The 12638-nt window shown below is 76.4% G+C and carries 11 protein-coding genes; 6 read left to right on the forward strand and 5 right to left on the reverse strand.

Annotation, left to right across the window (positions count from 1 at the left end; genetic code table 11):
* Positions 1–160: 160 nt before the first annotated feature.
* The 4 genes from hpt to dacB all read right to left on the reverse strand — a co-directional run bounded on the left by hpt (position 161) and on the right by dacB (position 4408).
* Positions 161–715, reverse strand: a complete 555-nt coding sequence (gene hpt, locus GYH36_RS09780) for a hypoxanthine phosphoribosyltransferase (protein ID WP_024841947.1) — start codon at positions 713–715, stop codon at positions 161–163.
* 5 nt (positions 716–720) lie between these two features.
* Positions 721–1764, reverse strand: coding sequence for a tRNA lysidine(34) synthetase TilS (gene tilS, locus GYH36_RS09785; RefSeq protein WP_162289749.1), 1044 nt, complete (start codon positions 1762–1764; stop codon positions 721–723).
* A gap of 3 nt (positions 1765–1767) precedes the next feature.
* A complete protein-coding gene (locus GYH36_RS09790; protein WP_312028583.1) occupies positions 1768–2934 on the reverse strand; it encodes an Rv3626c family coenzyme F420 biosynthesis-associated protein in 1167 nt (388 codons plus the stop codon).
* 61 nt (positions 2935–2995) lie between these two features.
* Positions 2996–4408 (reverse strand): D-alanyl-D-alanine carboxypeptidase/D-alanyl-D-alanine endopeptidase, encoded by a 1413-nt coding sequence (gene dacB, locus GYH36_RS09795; protein ID WP_162289750.1) that lies wholly within the window; start codon positions 4406–4408, stop codon positions 2996–2998.
* Between the two features lie 244 nt (positions 4409–4652).
* Between dacB and GYH36_RS09800 the strand changes: the two genes are divergently transcribed.
* On the forward strand, positions 4653–5156 hold the full coding sequence (locus GYH36_RS09800) for an inorganic diphosphatase (RefSeq protein WP_024841951.1): 504 nt from the start codon (positions 4653–4655) through the stop codon (positions 5154–5156).
* A gap of 79 nt (positions 5157–5235) precedes the next feature.
* On the opposite strand, the gene GYH36_RS09805 is transcribed toward GYH36_RS09800, so the two are convergent.
* Positions 5236–6702, reverse strand: a complete 1467-nt coding sequence (locus GYH36_RS09805; protein ID WP_162289751.1) for a C40 family peptidase — start codon at positions 6700–6702, stop codon at positions 5236–5238.
* Between the two features lie 321 nt (positions 6703–7023).
* Between GYH36_RS09805 and GYH36_RS09810 the strand changes: the two genes are divergently transcribed.
* The 5 genes from GYH36_RS09810 (at position 7024) to GYH36_RS09830 (ending at position 12487) form a co-directional block, all read left to right on the forward strand.
* Positions 7024–8361, forward strand: a complete 1338-nt coding sequence (locus GYH36_RS09810; RefSeq protein ID WP_034605307.1) for a bifunctional o-acetylhomoserine/o-acetylserine sulfhydrylase — start codon at positions 7024–7026, stop codon at positions 8359–8361.
* Between the two features lie 46 nt (positions 8362–8407).
* The gene (metX, locus tag GYH36_RS09815; protein ID WP_162289752.1) at positions 8408–9718 is read left to right on the forward strand and encodes a homoserine O-acetyltransferase MetX; all 1311 of its coding nucleotides are present in this window, start codon (positions 8408–8410) and stop codon (positions 9716–9718) included.
* 61 nt (positions 9719–9779) lie between these two features.
* Positions 9780–10490, forward strand: a complete 711-nt coding sequence (locus GYH36_RS09820; RefSeq protein ID WP_162289753.1) for a maleylpyruvate isomerase N-terminal domain-containing protein — start codon at positions 9780–9782, stop codon at positions 10488–10490.
* A 69-nt stretch (positions 10491–10559) separates the two neighbouring features.
* Positions 10560–11519 (forward strand): zinc-binding dehydrogenase, encoded by a 960-nt coding sequence (locus GYH36_RS09825; protein ID WP_162289754.1) that lies wholly within the window; start codon positions 10560–10562, stop codon positions 11517–11519.
* A complete protein-coding gene (locus GYH36_RS09830; protein WP_162289755.1) occupies positions 11516–12487 on the forward strand; it encodes an alpha/beta hydrolase in 972 nt (323 codons plus the stop codon). The genes GYH36_RS09825 and GYH36_RS09830 overlap by 4 nt, the downstream gene beginning before the upstream one ends.
* Positions 12488–12638: the final 151 nt, after the last annotated feature.

Here is a 12638-nt window from a genome sequence, read left to right on the forward strand (position 1 = left end):
CGGATCCCTCCGCTCGCGCAAGTGTTCGGGCTCGAAACTACACTCTGGACCTTGACGTCTGCTGGGGATCACGCCTCTGTTCGCCCAGGGCGTGGCCCGCGGCGCCGGCGCACCGGGGCCGGGCGCCGACCGTCGTCGCACCGCCCGGCCGGGCGCGCGCTCAGCTCGAGTACACGTGCGGCGCGAGCGTCCCCACGAACGGCAGGTTGCGGTACTTCTCCGCGTAGTCGAGGCCGTACCCGACGACGAACTCGTTGGGGATGTCGAACCCGACGTAGCGCACGTCGACCTCGGTCTTCGCCGCGTCGGGCTTGCGCAGCATCGCCGCGATCTCGACCGACGCCGGCCCGCGCGAGCGGAGGTTCGACAGCAGCCACGAGAGCGTGAGGCCGGAGTCGATGATGTCCTCGACGATGAGCACGTTGCGGCCCGTGAGGTCCGCGTCGAGGTCCTTGAGGATCCGCACGACGCCGGACGACTTGGTGCCCGAGCCGTACGACGACACGGCCATCCAGTCCATCTCGACGTGGCTGCGCAGGCGGCGCGCCAGGTCCGCCATGACCATGACGGCGCCCTTGAGGACGCCGACCAGCAGGAGGTCCTTGCCCGCGTAGTCGCGGTCGATCTGCGCGGCGATCTCGTCGAGCCGGGCACCGAGCTGCTCCTCGGTGAGCAGGATGTTCTCGAGGTCGCCTGCGACGTCCGATGCTTCCACGGGGGTCACTCCTGAGCTGAGGGGAGGTGGGGGGCGGCTCGGGTCGCGGTGCCCGGGCCCAGGGAAAGCCTGCCATACGCGCGCGACGCCCTCCGGTCGCCCGGCAGGTGCGCGGGGCCCTGACCGCGCCACGCGGTGACGAGCGCGTCGAGCGCGTCGACGTGCACGGCGAACAGGTCGCTCGCGGGGCAGCCCGCCCGCAGCGCCGCGGTCCGCAGCGCCCGCCGGCGCAGGGCCGGGTGCGCGGCGGCGAGCGTCGCGACGTCGAGCACGACCGTCGACCCGGGGGCCGGGTCGGTGCGGGGGGCGACGAGCGCCTCGGCGAGGAGGTCCGCCGCGAGCGCGTCGAGGAGGTCGGCGTCGTCGCGCAGGAGGTCGGCGGTGCGCGCGAGCGCGGGCACCGCGCCCGGGCCGAGCACGTCGACGAGCGCGGGCACGACGCGCGCGCGGACCTGCGAGCGCAGGGGCGGGCCCGCGTTCGTCGGGTCGTCCCACCAGTCGAGGCCGAGCGCCCGGCACACCGCCTCGGTCTGGGCACGTCGGAGCCCGAGGAACGGGCGCCGGTACGCGCCGCGCCGGGCGGGCATCCCCGCGAGCGAGCGGGCGCCCGCGCCGCGCGCGAGACCGAGGAGGACGCTCTCCGCCTGGTCGTCGAGCGTGTGCCCGAGCAGGACGGCGCCCGCGCCGTGCGCGGCGGCCGCGGCGTCGAGCGCCGCGTACCGGGCGGTGCGCGCGGCGGCCTCGGGCCCGTCGCCCGTCGAAGGGACGTCCACGCGGCGCACCTCCACCGGGTCGAGGCCGAGGTCGCGGCAGCGCGCCGCGGCGGTCGCGGCGACGTCCGCGCTGCCCGGCTGCAGCCCGTGGTCCACGACGACGGCGCCCGCCCGCAGGCCCGCGCGCGGCGCCACGAACGCCGTCGCGGCTGCGAGCGCCGTCGAGTCCGCGCCGCCGGAGCACGCGACGAGCACGCGGGTCCCGGGCACGAGGTCGGCGACCGCGGCGCGCACGGCGCGGCGCGCGGTCGCCACGACGGGGGCCGGTCCGCCCACGGCTCAGCCGTGGACGCGCCGCACCCAGGCGCGCGCGTCGGCGATCTCGCGGGCCGTCGGCAGGTTCTCGGGCGCGGCCCACACGGCGTTGAACCCGTCGCGCCCGACGTCCTTCTCGACCGCGCGGACGAACGCGGCGCCGTCGCGGTACTGGGCGATCTTCGCGTCCATGCCGAGCACGCGCCGGAGCACGACGTCGAACCCCGTGCGCCCCTCGCCGTCGCGCCGGGCCTCGAACTTGCGCCGGATGCTGCGCACGGTGCGCACGGTGCGCGGCCCCACGGCGTCCATCGCGACGTCGGCGTGCCCCTCGAGGAGCGCCATGACCGCGGTGACGTCCGCGAGGCGGTCCTGCTCCTCGGGCGTGAGCAGGCCGTCGACGAACGTCGCGCCCTCGCCGCGCACCGCGCCGAGGACGGCGCGGCCCACGGTCGCGAGCTTCTCGCGCAGCCGCGCCTCGGCGAGCCGCCGCGACGACGCGGACAGCTCGGCGAGGAGCCCGTTCGCGCGCTCGCGCAGGTGGTCGGCGAGCCAGGGGGCCGCGGCGAACTGCAGCGCATGCGTCTGCTCGTGCAGGCACACCCACAGGCGGAAGTCCGCGGGCCGCAGGTCGAGCGCGCGCTCGACCTGCAGCACGTTGGGCGCGACGAGCACGAGGCGTCCGGGCGACGCCGCCGGGGGCGACGCCGCGCCGTCGGGCACGGCGGCCCGGGCGGCGTGCGCGCTGTACGGGTCGAACTGGCCGAGCACGCGGCTCGACAGCACGGCGAGGACCGACCCCACCTGCGCGGCGCCCACGAGCGCGGTCGCGGCGGGGACGCGCCCGCCCTCGCCCACGAGCGCGTCGGCCGCACCCGCGGTGAGCGACGCCATGATCTCGGTGTTGGCGCGCGCCCAGCGCGCGCGGTCCACCACGTACACGCTCCCGAGCCCCGCGGCCGCGTCGCCCGCGGCCGGCGTCATGCGGGTCACGTCGAGCACGTGCGGCACGGCGGTCTCGGCCGCGGCGCGCAGTCCCTCGACGAGGTCGGCGAGCTCGTCTCGCGTCGCCTGGGGGCCGGGGCGCGCGAGCCGCCCCGCGATCTGCGCGGCGGCCGACCAGTCGACGATCGACGCGTCGCCTCGCGCCGGGTCGCTGCCCGGACGGCCGTCCTGCTCCACGAGGGTCACCCGTCCACGGTATCCCGGTCGTCGCCGGGCACGCCCCGCCGCCCCGTGGGGGCGGCGCGGGTCACGCCGCGCAGCCGCACTCCGCGAGGGACGCGACGAAGTCGTCGAAGATGAGGCGCGCGCCGTAGGTGCCGCCGTCGGGCACGGCGTCGGCCATGAGGGAGAACACGAGCAGGCGGTCGTCGGCCGTGACGACCGTGCCCGCGAGCGACGTGACGTTCGGGAGGCTCCCGGTCTTGGCGCGCACGACGCCGCGGCCCGCGTTGCCGAGGTACCGCTCGCCGAGCGTCCCGGACAGCCCCGCGACGGGCAGCCCCACCGCGCCGGGCCGCAGCCCCGGGTGCGCCGGGTCGGCGAGCAGCCCGACGACCTCGTCGAGCTGGGCGGGCGTGAGGACCGAGCCGTCGCCGAGGCCCGAGAGGTCGGCGAGCGCGGCGCCCGTGAGGTCGACGCCGAGCCCCTCGACCGCGGCGCGCACCGCCTGCGTCGCGCCCGCCCCGGAGCCGGGGAGGCCCGCGTCGAGCGCGACGACGCGACCCACGACCTCGGTGATCGTGTTGTCGGAGTGCTGCAGGAGGTAGCCGACGACCTCCCCGAGCGGCGCTGACTCCACCTCGCCGACGGTGCGGCCGTCGCTCGGTGCGCGGGCGCGCACGACGCGGCCGTCGACCGTGATCCCCTCGGCCGCGAGCGCGGCCGCGAACGTCTCGGCCGCCGCCATCGCGGGGTCCTCGGCGCGCGCCGCGTACTCCTCGTCCTCGAGCCGCGCGACGTCCACCGCGAGCGCCGCGACCGGCGCGACGTACCCGTTGCGCACGCTCCGCGGGTCCACGGTGGGCGCGACGGCGGGGCCGGTGAAGAGCTCGTCGTCGAGCCGCAGCGCGATCGTCGTGCGCCCCGTGAGCCGCAGCTCGTCCGCGACCTGCGCCGCGAGGTCGCCGAGCCCCGCGCGGCCGTTGACCGCCGTCGGGTCCCCTGCGCCCGCGGCGAGCATCATGTCGCCGCCGCCCACGAGGTACACCGTCTCCAGGCCCTCGAGCACGGCGCGCGTCGGGAGGGTCGCGTGCGCGCCGGGCGACGTGAGCGCCGCCGCGGCGGTGAGCGTCTTGAGCGTGGACGCCGGGACGTGCCCGACGGTCTCGCCGCTCGCGCCGAGCACGTCGCCGGTCGCGGCGTCCGTCACGAGAACGCCCACGCGCGGACCGAGCCGGGTGTCCGCCGCGAGCGCGTCGACGAGCCCCTGCACGGTCGCGGCGTCCGGGACGGGCGCCGCGTCGCCCAGGGCCGGCATCGTCACCTCGAGCGGGGGCGCCGCGACGGCGCCGGGTGCCTGCGGGAACGGGCTCGGCTCCGGGTACGGGGGCTCGGTGGTGAGCACGCCCGGCACGACGTCGTACGCGTCCGCCGCGACGTACCCGCCGGCGAGCGCGAGCACGACGCCGACCGCCACGCCCGTGCGCGTCCCCCAGCCCATGCGTCTCCCTCGGTCCGTCCGCTCGCGCGGCCCGCTCCGCGCGTCCGCCGCCCGCTCCGTCGCGGGGTCGCCGGGCCGCGGCACGTGCGCATTATCACTCACCGCACGTGCCGGACGGGCCCGTGGGAACCCTCCCGCGGGGACAGCACGTGTCACACTAGTTCCCGCACGACGGCGTGGTTCCGTCGTCCACAGACCCAGCCACCGCCCGAGCGTCGCGGTGCCGGTACGACTGGAGGAAGCAGTGGAGTTCGACGTCACGATCGAGATCCCCAAGGGGCAGCGCAACAAGTACGAGGTGGACCACGCGACGGGCCGCATCCGGCTCGACCGCATGCTCTTCACCTCGACGCGGTACCCCGACGACTACGGGTTCATCGAGGGGACGCTCGGCGAGGACGGCGACCCGCTGGACGCGCTCGTGCTGCTGGAGGAGCCCACGTTCCCCGGCTGCCTGATCCGCTGCCGCGCGCTCGGCATGTTCCGCATGCGCGACGAGGCCGGCGGCGACGACAAGGTGCTGTGCGTCCCCACGGGGGACCAGCGCGCCGCGTGGCGCCAGGACATCGACGACGTCTCCGACTTCCACCGCCTGGAGATCCAGCACTTCTTCGAGGTCTACAAGGACCTCGAGCCCGGCAAGTCGGTCGAGGGCGCCCACTGGGTCGGCCGCGCCGAGGCCGAGGCCGAGATCGAGCGATCCCTCCAGCGCGCCATCGACTCCGGGTACCACACGCCGGGCCACTGACCGGTCCGGACCCATCACGCAGATCGGCGGCCGCTCACCTCGCAGGTGAGCGGCCGCCGTCGTCCGTCGTGGGCCGGCGCTACGGTCGGCCGGCGTACGGCATCGCGTCGGTCCAGCGCATCGCGACCTCGTGGACGGGGCTGCCGGGCTGGCGCGCCTCGATCATCATGCCGCCGCCCGTGTACATCGCGACGTGGCGGATCGTCGAGGGGTTCGAGGTGTCGTTCGCGTAGAAGATGAGGTCGCCCGGCCGGAGCCGGTCGTAGGAGATCTTCTGCACGCGCTGGTACTGCGAGCGCGACGTGCGCGTGATGTCGACGCCCGCGGCGGCCCACGCGCGCGACGTGAGGCCGGAGCAGTCGTAGCCGGGTCCGGTGCCGCCGAACACGTACGGCGCGCCGATCTTCGTGCGCGCCCAGGCCACCGCTGCCTGGCCCTGCGCCGCGGTCCCGACGCCCGTCCCCGGTGGCGGCGTGACGACCGGCGGCGGCGTGGGCTTCGGGGCCGGCGCGGGAGCCGGCGCGGGAGCCGGCGCCGGGGCGGGTGCGGGAGCCGGCGCCGGGCTCGGCGCGGGCGCGGTGTCCCGGGGCGGGACGGGGGTCGCCGGTGACGGCGCGGCGGTCGCGGGCGTCCGCGCCCCGTCCGACGACGTGCCCGGCGGCGGGTCCTGGACGCGCGCCCGGGCGGCCTCCTCGCGCTCCCTGGCGGCCTGCGCGTCGAGCGCGTCCTGCCGCTCGCGCTCGACCTCGACGCTCGTCGCGCGGGCGCGGGCGAGCTCGGCGAGCAGCGCCTCGCGCCGGGTCGCGGACTCCTGGACGGCGTCGTCGAGGGCGTCGGCCGAGACCTGGGCGGCTGCGAGCGCGTCGCGCGCCCGGTCCTGGACCTTCTGCTGGTGCGCGAGCGCCGCGTCGGCGCGGGCCTGCGCCGTGTCGGCGACGGCCCGCGCGGTCGCGTGCGCCTCGACCGCGCGCCCGGCGGTGCGGCCCGCGACGCGCTCCGCGTTCTCGCGCTCGACGACCTGCTCCACGCCGTCCGCGTCGAGCACGGCACGCAGCGCGTCGAGCTCCGGGGAGCCGTGCCGGGTCGCGCGGAACAGCGCGCCGACGGCGCCCCGCGCGTCGGCCTCGCCCGTGCGCGCCGCGGTCAGCGACGACCGGGCGTCGGCGAGCTCGGCGTCGGCCGCGTCGAGCGCGTCCTGCGCCGCCGCGTACTCCTCCGCCGCGGACTCGACCGCGGCCTGCGCGGCGGACTGCCGGTCGCGCAGCGCGGCGAGCTCGCTCTCGACCGCCTCGACGTCGCGGGCCGCGCCCTCGGCGCTCTCCCGGGCCGCGCGCACGTCGTCGTCCGACGGCGGGTCCGACGACGCCGACGGCGCCGCGCCGACGCCCAGCGCGAGCGCGAGGAGTCCCGCGGCGCACGCCGAGGCGGCCCGGCGCGCGCGCACGACGTGCCGGCGTCGCCGGGCTCGCGTCCCCGCCGCTGCGGCGACCGTCCCGCTCGTCGCGTCCTCCATCGACACCTCCCCGGCGTGTCCCGTTGACAGCACCCGGACGAGTCTGCCCAGAACGTCGGGAGTGCGCCATCGGAACGGTGAGCACCTTCTCAGGATGTGGTCTCGCATCGCGAGACGGCCCTGTCGGGCGCGCCGAAACCCGCCTAGCCTCACGAGCATGTCCCGCCGAATGTGTCGCTGACCACCGCGCACGTTCGCCTGCCCGCGAGCCGTCGTCGACGACGCTCGCCCGGCATCCCGTCCCGTGTGCGACCACGCCGCGGTCGACGGCCGGCCTCGCGCCACCCCGAACCCGCGGCACCCCGCCCGCCCGGCGCGCCGCGCCGTCGTCCCACCACCCCGCAGGAGACCACCATGAGCACCGACACCGCCCCCGCCTGGTCCTTCGAGACGCGCCAGGTCCACGCCGGCCAGACCGCCGACCCGACGACCGGGGCCCGCGCGCTGCCCATCTACCAGACGACGTCCTTCGTCTTCCCCGACGCGTCCGTCGCCGCCGACCGGTTCGCGCTCAAGGATCTCGGCCCGATCTACACGCGCATCGGCAACCCGACGCAGGAGGTCGTGGAGAACCGCATCGCGTCGCTCGAGGGCGGCGTCGGCGCGCTCCTCCTCGCGTCCGGCCAGGCTGCGACGACGTTCGCGATCCTCAACGTCGCCGAGGCGGGCGACCACGTCGTCGCGTCCCCGAGCCTGTACGGCGGCACGTACAACCTGCTGCAGTACTCGCTCGCGAAGCTCGGCGTCGAGACGACGTTCGTCACCGACCCGCACGACCCGCAGGCGTGGCGCGACGCCGTCCGCCCGAACACCAAGCTCTTCTTCGGCGAGACGATCCCCAACCCGCAGGCCGACGTCCTCGACATCGAGGCCGTCGCCGCCGTCGCGCACGAGGTCGGCGTCCCGCTGATCGTCGACAACACGGTCGCCACGCCCTACCTCCTGCGCCCGCTCGAGCACGGTGCGGACGTCGTCGTGCACTCCGCGACGAAGTACCTCGGCGGCCACGGCTCCGCGATCGGCGGCGTGATCGTCGACGGCGGCTCGTTCGACTACGCCGCCCACCCGGAGCGCTTCCCGAACTACAACACGCCCGACCCCTCGTACAACGGCCTCGTGTACGCGCGCGACCTCGGCGTCAACGGCATCCTCGGGGCGAACCTCGCGTACGTCCTCAAGGCGCGCGTGCAGCTCCTGCGCGACCTGGGCTCGGCGATCTCGCCGTTCAACGCGTTCCTCATCGCGCAGGGCATCGAGACGCTGTCCCTGCGCGTCGAGCGCCACGTCGCCAACGCGCAGAAGGTCGCTCAGTGGCTCGAGGCGCGCGACGACGTCCGCACCGTGCACTACGCGGGCCTGCCCTCGAGCCCGTGGCACGCGCGTGCGCAGAAGTACCTGCCGCGCGGCGCGGGTGCGGTCCTGGCGTTCGAGCTCGACGGCGGCAGCGAGGCCGGGCAGGCGTTCGTCTCCGCCCTGCAGCTGCACTCCAACGTCGCGAACATCGGCGACGTGCGCTCGCTCGTCATCCACCCGGCGTCCACCACGCACAGCCAGCTCACCGTCGAGGAGCAGGCGAAGTCGGGCGTCACGCCGGGCCTCGTGCGCCTCGCCGTCGGCATCGAGCACGTCGACGACATCCTCGCCGACCTCGAGCTCGGCTTCACCGCCGCCAAGTCCGCGCTGGACGCCTGAGCGGCGCCGCCGGACGCGTGACGACGAGCCGACGACGGGTGCAGCGATGACGGATCTGGACAGCCGGGGCGCCCTGGGCGCCCCGGCCGTACAGTGGCCGACGGTGAGCCCTGCGAACGACGACCTCCTCTCCCCCGGCGCCCGCCGCGGTCCGCGGCCCGGCGCCGCGGGAGCGCGCTCCGGGTCGAGCTCGCGCGCGCGGGTCAAGCCGCCGGTCCCCGCGACCGGGGCGTGGCGCGAGGGCGACCCCGTCGGGAGGCGGCAGTTCGCGGACGTCGGCACGTTCGACCTCGAGTCCGGCGCGCGCCTGCCCGACGTGCGCGTCGCGTACGAGACGTGGGGCACGCTCGCGCCGGACGGGTCGAACGCCGTCCTCGTGCTGCACGCCCTCACGGGCGACTCGCACGTGAGCGGCCCCGCCGGCCCCGGGCACGCGACCGCGGGCTGGTGGGAGTCGCTCGTCGGGCCGGGCGCCCCGATCGACACCGACCGCTGGTTCGTCGTCGCGCCGAACGTGCTCGGCGGGTGCCAGGGCACGACGGGCCCCGCGTCTCCCGCGCCCGACGGCCGCCCCTGGGGCAGCCGCTTCCCGCGCGTGACGACGCGCGACCAGGTCGCCGTCGAGATCGAGCTCACCCGGTCGCTCGGGATCTCCTCGTGGGCGTTCGTCGTCGGCGCCTCGATGGGAGGGCACCGCGTGCTGGAGTGGGCGCTGCTCGGCCCCGAGGCGGGGATCGACGTCGTCTCGATCGCCGCGATCGCGACGGCGGCGCAGACGACCGGCGACCAGATCGCCTGGGCGCACCCGCAGCTCGGCGCGGTCCGCGCCGACCCCGGCTTCCGCGGCGGCGACTACTACGACGCGGCGGACGGCGAGGGCCCGCACGTCGGCCTCGGGATCGCCCGCCAGATCGCGCACGCGACGTACCGGTCGGCGCGCGAGCTCGACGAGCGCTTCGGCCGGCTCCCGCAGGGCGGCGAGGACCCGTTCACCGACGGTCGCTACGCCGTGCAGTCGTACCTCGACCACCACGGCGACAAGCTCGCCCGACGCTTCGACGCCAACTCGTACGTCGTGCTCACCGAGTCGATGCTCACGCACGACCTCGGCCGCGACCGCGGCGGCGTCGAGGCCGCGCTCGCGCAGATCACGGCGCACGCGCTCGTCGTCGCCGTCGACACCGACCGCCTCTTCCTGCCGGCCGACTGCGCCCGGATCGCCGCCGGCATCCCGGGCGCGGAGCCGCTGCGGACGCTGCGCAGCGACTTCGGCCACGACGGCTTCCTCATCGAGTTCGACCAGCTCGGCCCGATCGTCGCCGACTTCCTCGGCGAGCGCGCGGGCGTCCGCGACTGACCCCTCGCTCCGGGACCCCGCGGTGGCGGGCGTGCGTCGCGCGCCCTGGCACGATGGAGGGATGGACAGCGACGTGACCGCGGCGGCCGACCACCTGCGCACCCAGTGGGACCGTCTCGACCGCTGGTTGCGCGACCTCGGCGACGAGCTCGACCGCGACGCCGCACGGCCGAGCGTGCTCGACGGCTGGACCGTGGGCGAGCTCGTCTCGCACCTCGGCCGGGCGCTGGAGACGCTGGCGGCGTGCGGCCCCGTCCCCGCCGGGACGGTGCCGCTCACGCTCGCCGAGTACCTCGGCACGTACCCCGAGCGCGCCCAGGAGATCGAGCAGACGACGCGCGCGCTCGACGCGGAGATCGCGGACGACCGCCTCGGGCACGTCGCCGCGTCCGCCGCCGCGGCCTTCGCTCGGCTCGACGAGCTCGCCGACGAGACGGTGGTCCAGGCGCGGCGCGGCCCCATCACGCTGCTCGACATGGTGCGCTCGCGCGTCCTCGAGCTCGTCGTGCACGCCGACGACCTCGCGCGGTCCTTCCCCGACGTCCTCGCCGACCCCGTGGACCCCGCGGCGCTCGACGCGGTCGCGGCCGAGCTCCTCCGGGTCGTCGTGACCCGCGGCGGCTGGGCGCTCGAGGTGCGCGACCCGCGCCTGTGGCTGCGCCTCGCGTGCGGGCGCGCGCCGTACGACGTCGACGAGCTGGCGCGCGCGCTCGAGCCCGTGCACACGTCGGAGGCCGTCCCCGACCTCGGTCGCATGCTGCCCCTGCTCTGACACCGCGCGGGACGCCACGCGCCGGGGGCTCCCGTGGTCCGGCCCGGGGCCGGACCGTAGGTTGGTCCCATGCTCGCCGCCTACGCCGCCGCCACCGACCCCGACGACCCGCTGGCCGGCCTCGTCGTCGGCGACCGCCCCGAGCCCGAGGAGCGCGAGCACTGGACGACGGTCGAGGTCCGCGCCGCGTCGCTCAACCACCACGACCTGTGGTCGCTGCGCGGCGTCGGGCTGCCCGCCGACCGGCTGCCCATGATCCTCGGCACGGACGCCGCCGGGGTCGCGCCCGACGGGAGCGAGGTGGTGGTGCACGGCGTGATCGGCGCGGACGGCCACGGCGTCGGCCCGGCGGAGCGGCGGACGCTCCTCTCCGAGCGCTACCCCGGCACGCTCGCGGAGCGGGTCGCCGTCCCCACGCACAACCTCGTCCCCAAGCCGCCGGAGCTGACGTTCGTCGAGGCGGCGTGCGTCCCGACGGCCTGGCTGACCGCCTACCGCATGCTGTTCACGGCGGGCGGCGCGGCACCCGGCGACAGGGTCCTCGTGCAGGGCGCGGGGGGCGGCGTCGCGACGGCGGCCGTCGCCCTCGGCGCGGCGGCCGGGCTCGAGGTGTGGGTCACGTCGCGCACGGCCGCCAAGCGCGCCGGTGCGGCTCGGCTCGGTGCGGCCGCGACGTTCGAGCACGGGACGCGCCTGCCCGCCCCGGTGGACGTCGTCCTGGAGACCGTCGGCCGTGCGACGTGGACGCACTCGCTGCGCTCCGTGCGGCCGGGCGGGACGGTGGTCGTGGCGGGCGCGACGAGCGGCGACGCGACCGCCGCCGAGCTGTCCCGGGTGTTCTTCCACGAGATCCGGGTCCAGGGCGTCACGATGGGCTCGCGCGACGACCTCGCCGCGGTCCTGCGGTTCCTCGCGCGCAGCGAGGTGCGACCCGTGGTCGACCGGGTGCTGCCGCTCGCGCAGGCCCGCGACGGCCTCGCCCGGCTCGCAGCCGGCGACCAGTTCGGCAAGGTGGTGCTCACGCCGTGACTCCCTCGTCCTGGCGGCCCGACGTCCTCGGGCCCGGCTACGAGCAGCGCACCGTCGAGCTCGAGCCCGACGACGAGGGCGAGGTCGTCGTCACCGTGGTCCGCCGCGTGCCCGACGAGGACGAACCGGTGCGGCCCGCGCGCGCCGTGCTGTACCTCCACGGGTGGAGCGACTACTTCTTCCAGACCGAGCTCGCGGACACGTGGCACGGCCTCGGGGCCGCGTTCTACGCCCTCGACCTGCGCAAGTACGGCCGCAGCCTGCGCCCGCACCAGACCCCCGGGTACGTGGACCACCTCACCGAGTACGACGCCGACATCGCGGCGGCGCTGGGCGTGATCCGCGAGGACCTCGGTGCGCACGCCGCCGTCATGCTCATGGGCCACTCGACCGGCGGGCTCGTCGCCGCGCTCTGGGCGCACCGGCATCCCGGCGCCGTCCGCGGGCTCGTGCTCAACAGCCCCTGGCTCGAGCTCCAGGGCTCCTCGGTCGCGCGCACCGTCTCCGGCCCGGCGATCCGCCAGCTCGCGCGGTTCCAGCCGCGCGCTCCCCTCCCGAACGTGGACCCCGGGTACTACGCGCGCACGCTCCAGGACCGCGACGACGGGACCTGGGTGATCGACGACGCGTGGCGGCCCGTACCGTCCTTCCCCGTCCGGGCAGGCTGGCTGCGCGCGATCATCTCCGGCCACGCGCGCGTCGCGGCAGGGTTGTCGATCGACTGCCCGGTGCTCGTGCTGCTCGCCGGACGATCGCTGTTCAGCACGCGCTGGACGGAGGAGATGCGGGAGGCGGACATCGTGCTCGACGTCGAGCCCCTGGCCCGCCGGGCGTCACACCTCGGGCGTGTCGTCACGCTGGTGCGCATCCCGGGCGGCATGCACGACCTCGCGCTCTCGACGCCGCGTCCACGCGCGCTGTTCTTCGCGGAGATCGTGCGGTGGTCCGCCGCGTACGGCTGGTCGTGACCCGGGCACGCGTGCGGAGACGGACAAGGCCCACCCCCGGTGGGGTGGGTCTCGGCGGTTCGGTGATCTTCCTGGGAAATGCCGAAGGCCCACCCCGTGTGGGGTGGGCCTTCGGTGAAGGGTTGTCCGGCGGCGTCCTACTCTCCCACCC

The sequence above is a fragment of the Cellulosimicrobium composti genome, from assembly GCF_010287905.1.
In the GTDB taxonomy this organism is placed as follows: Bacteria; Actinomycetota; Actinomycetes; order Actinomycetales; family Cellulomonadaceae; genus Cellulosimicrobium; species Cellulosimicrobium composti.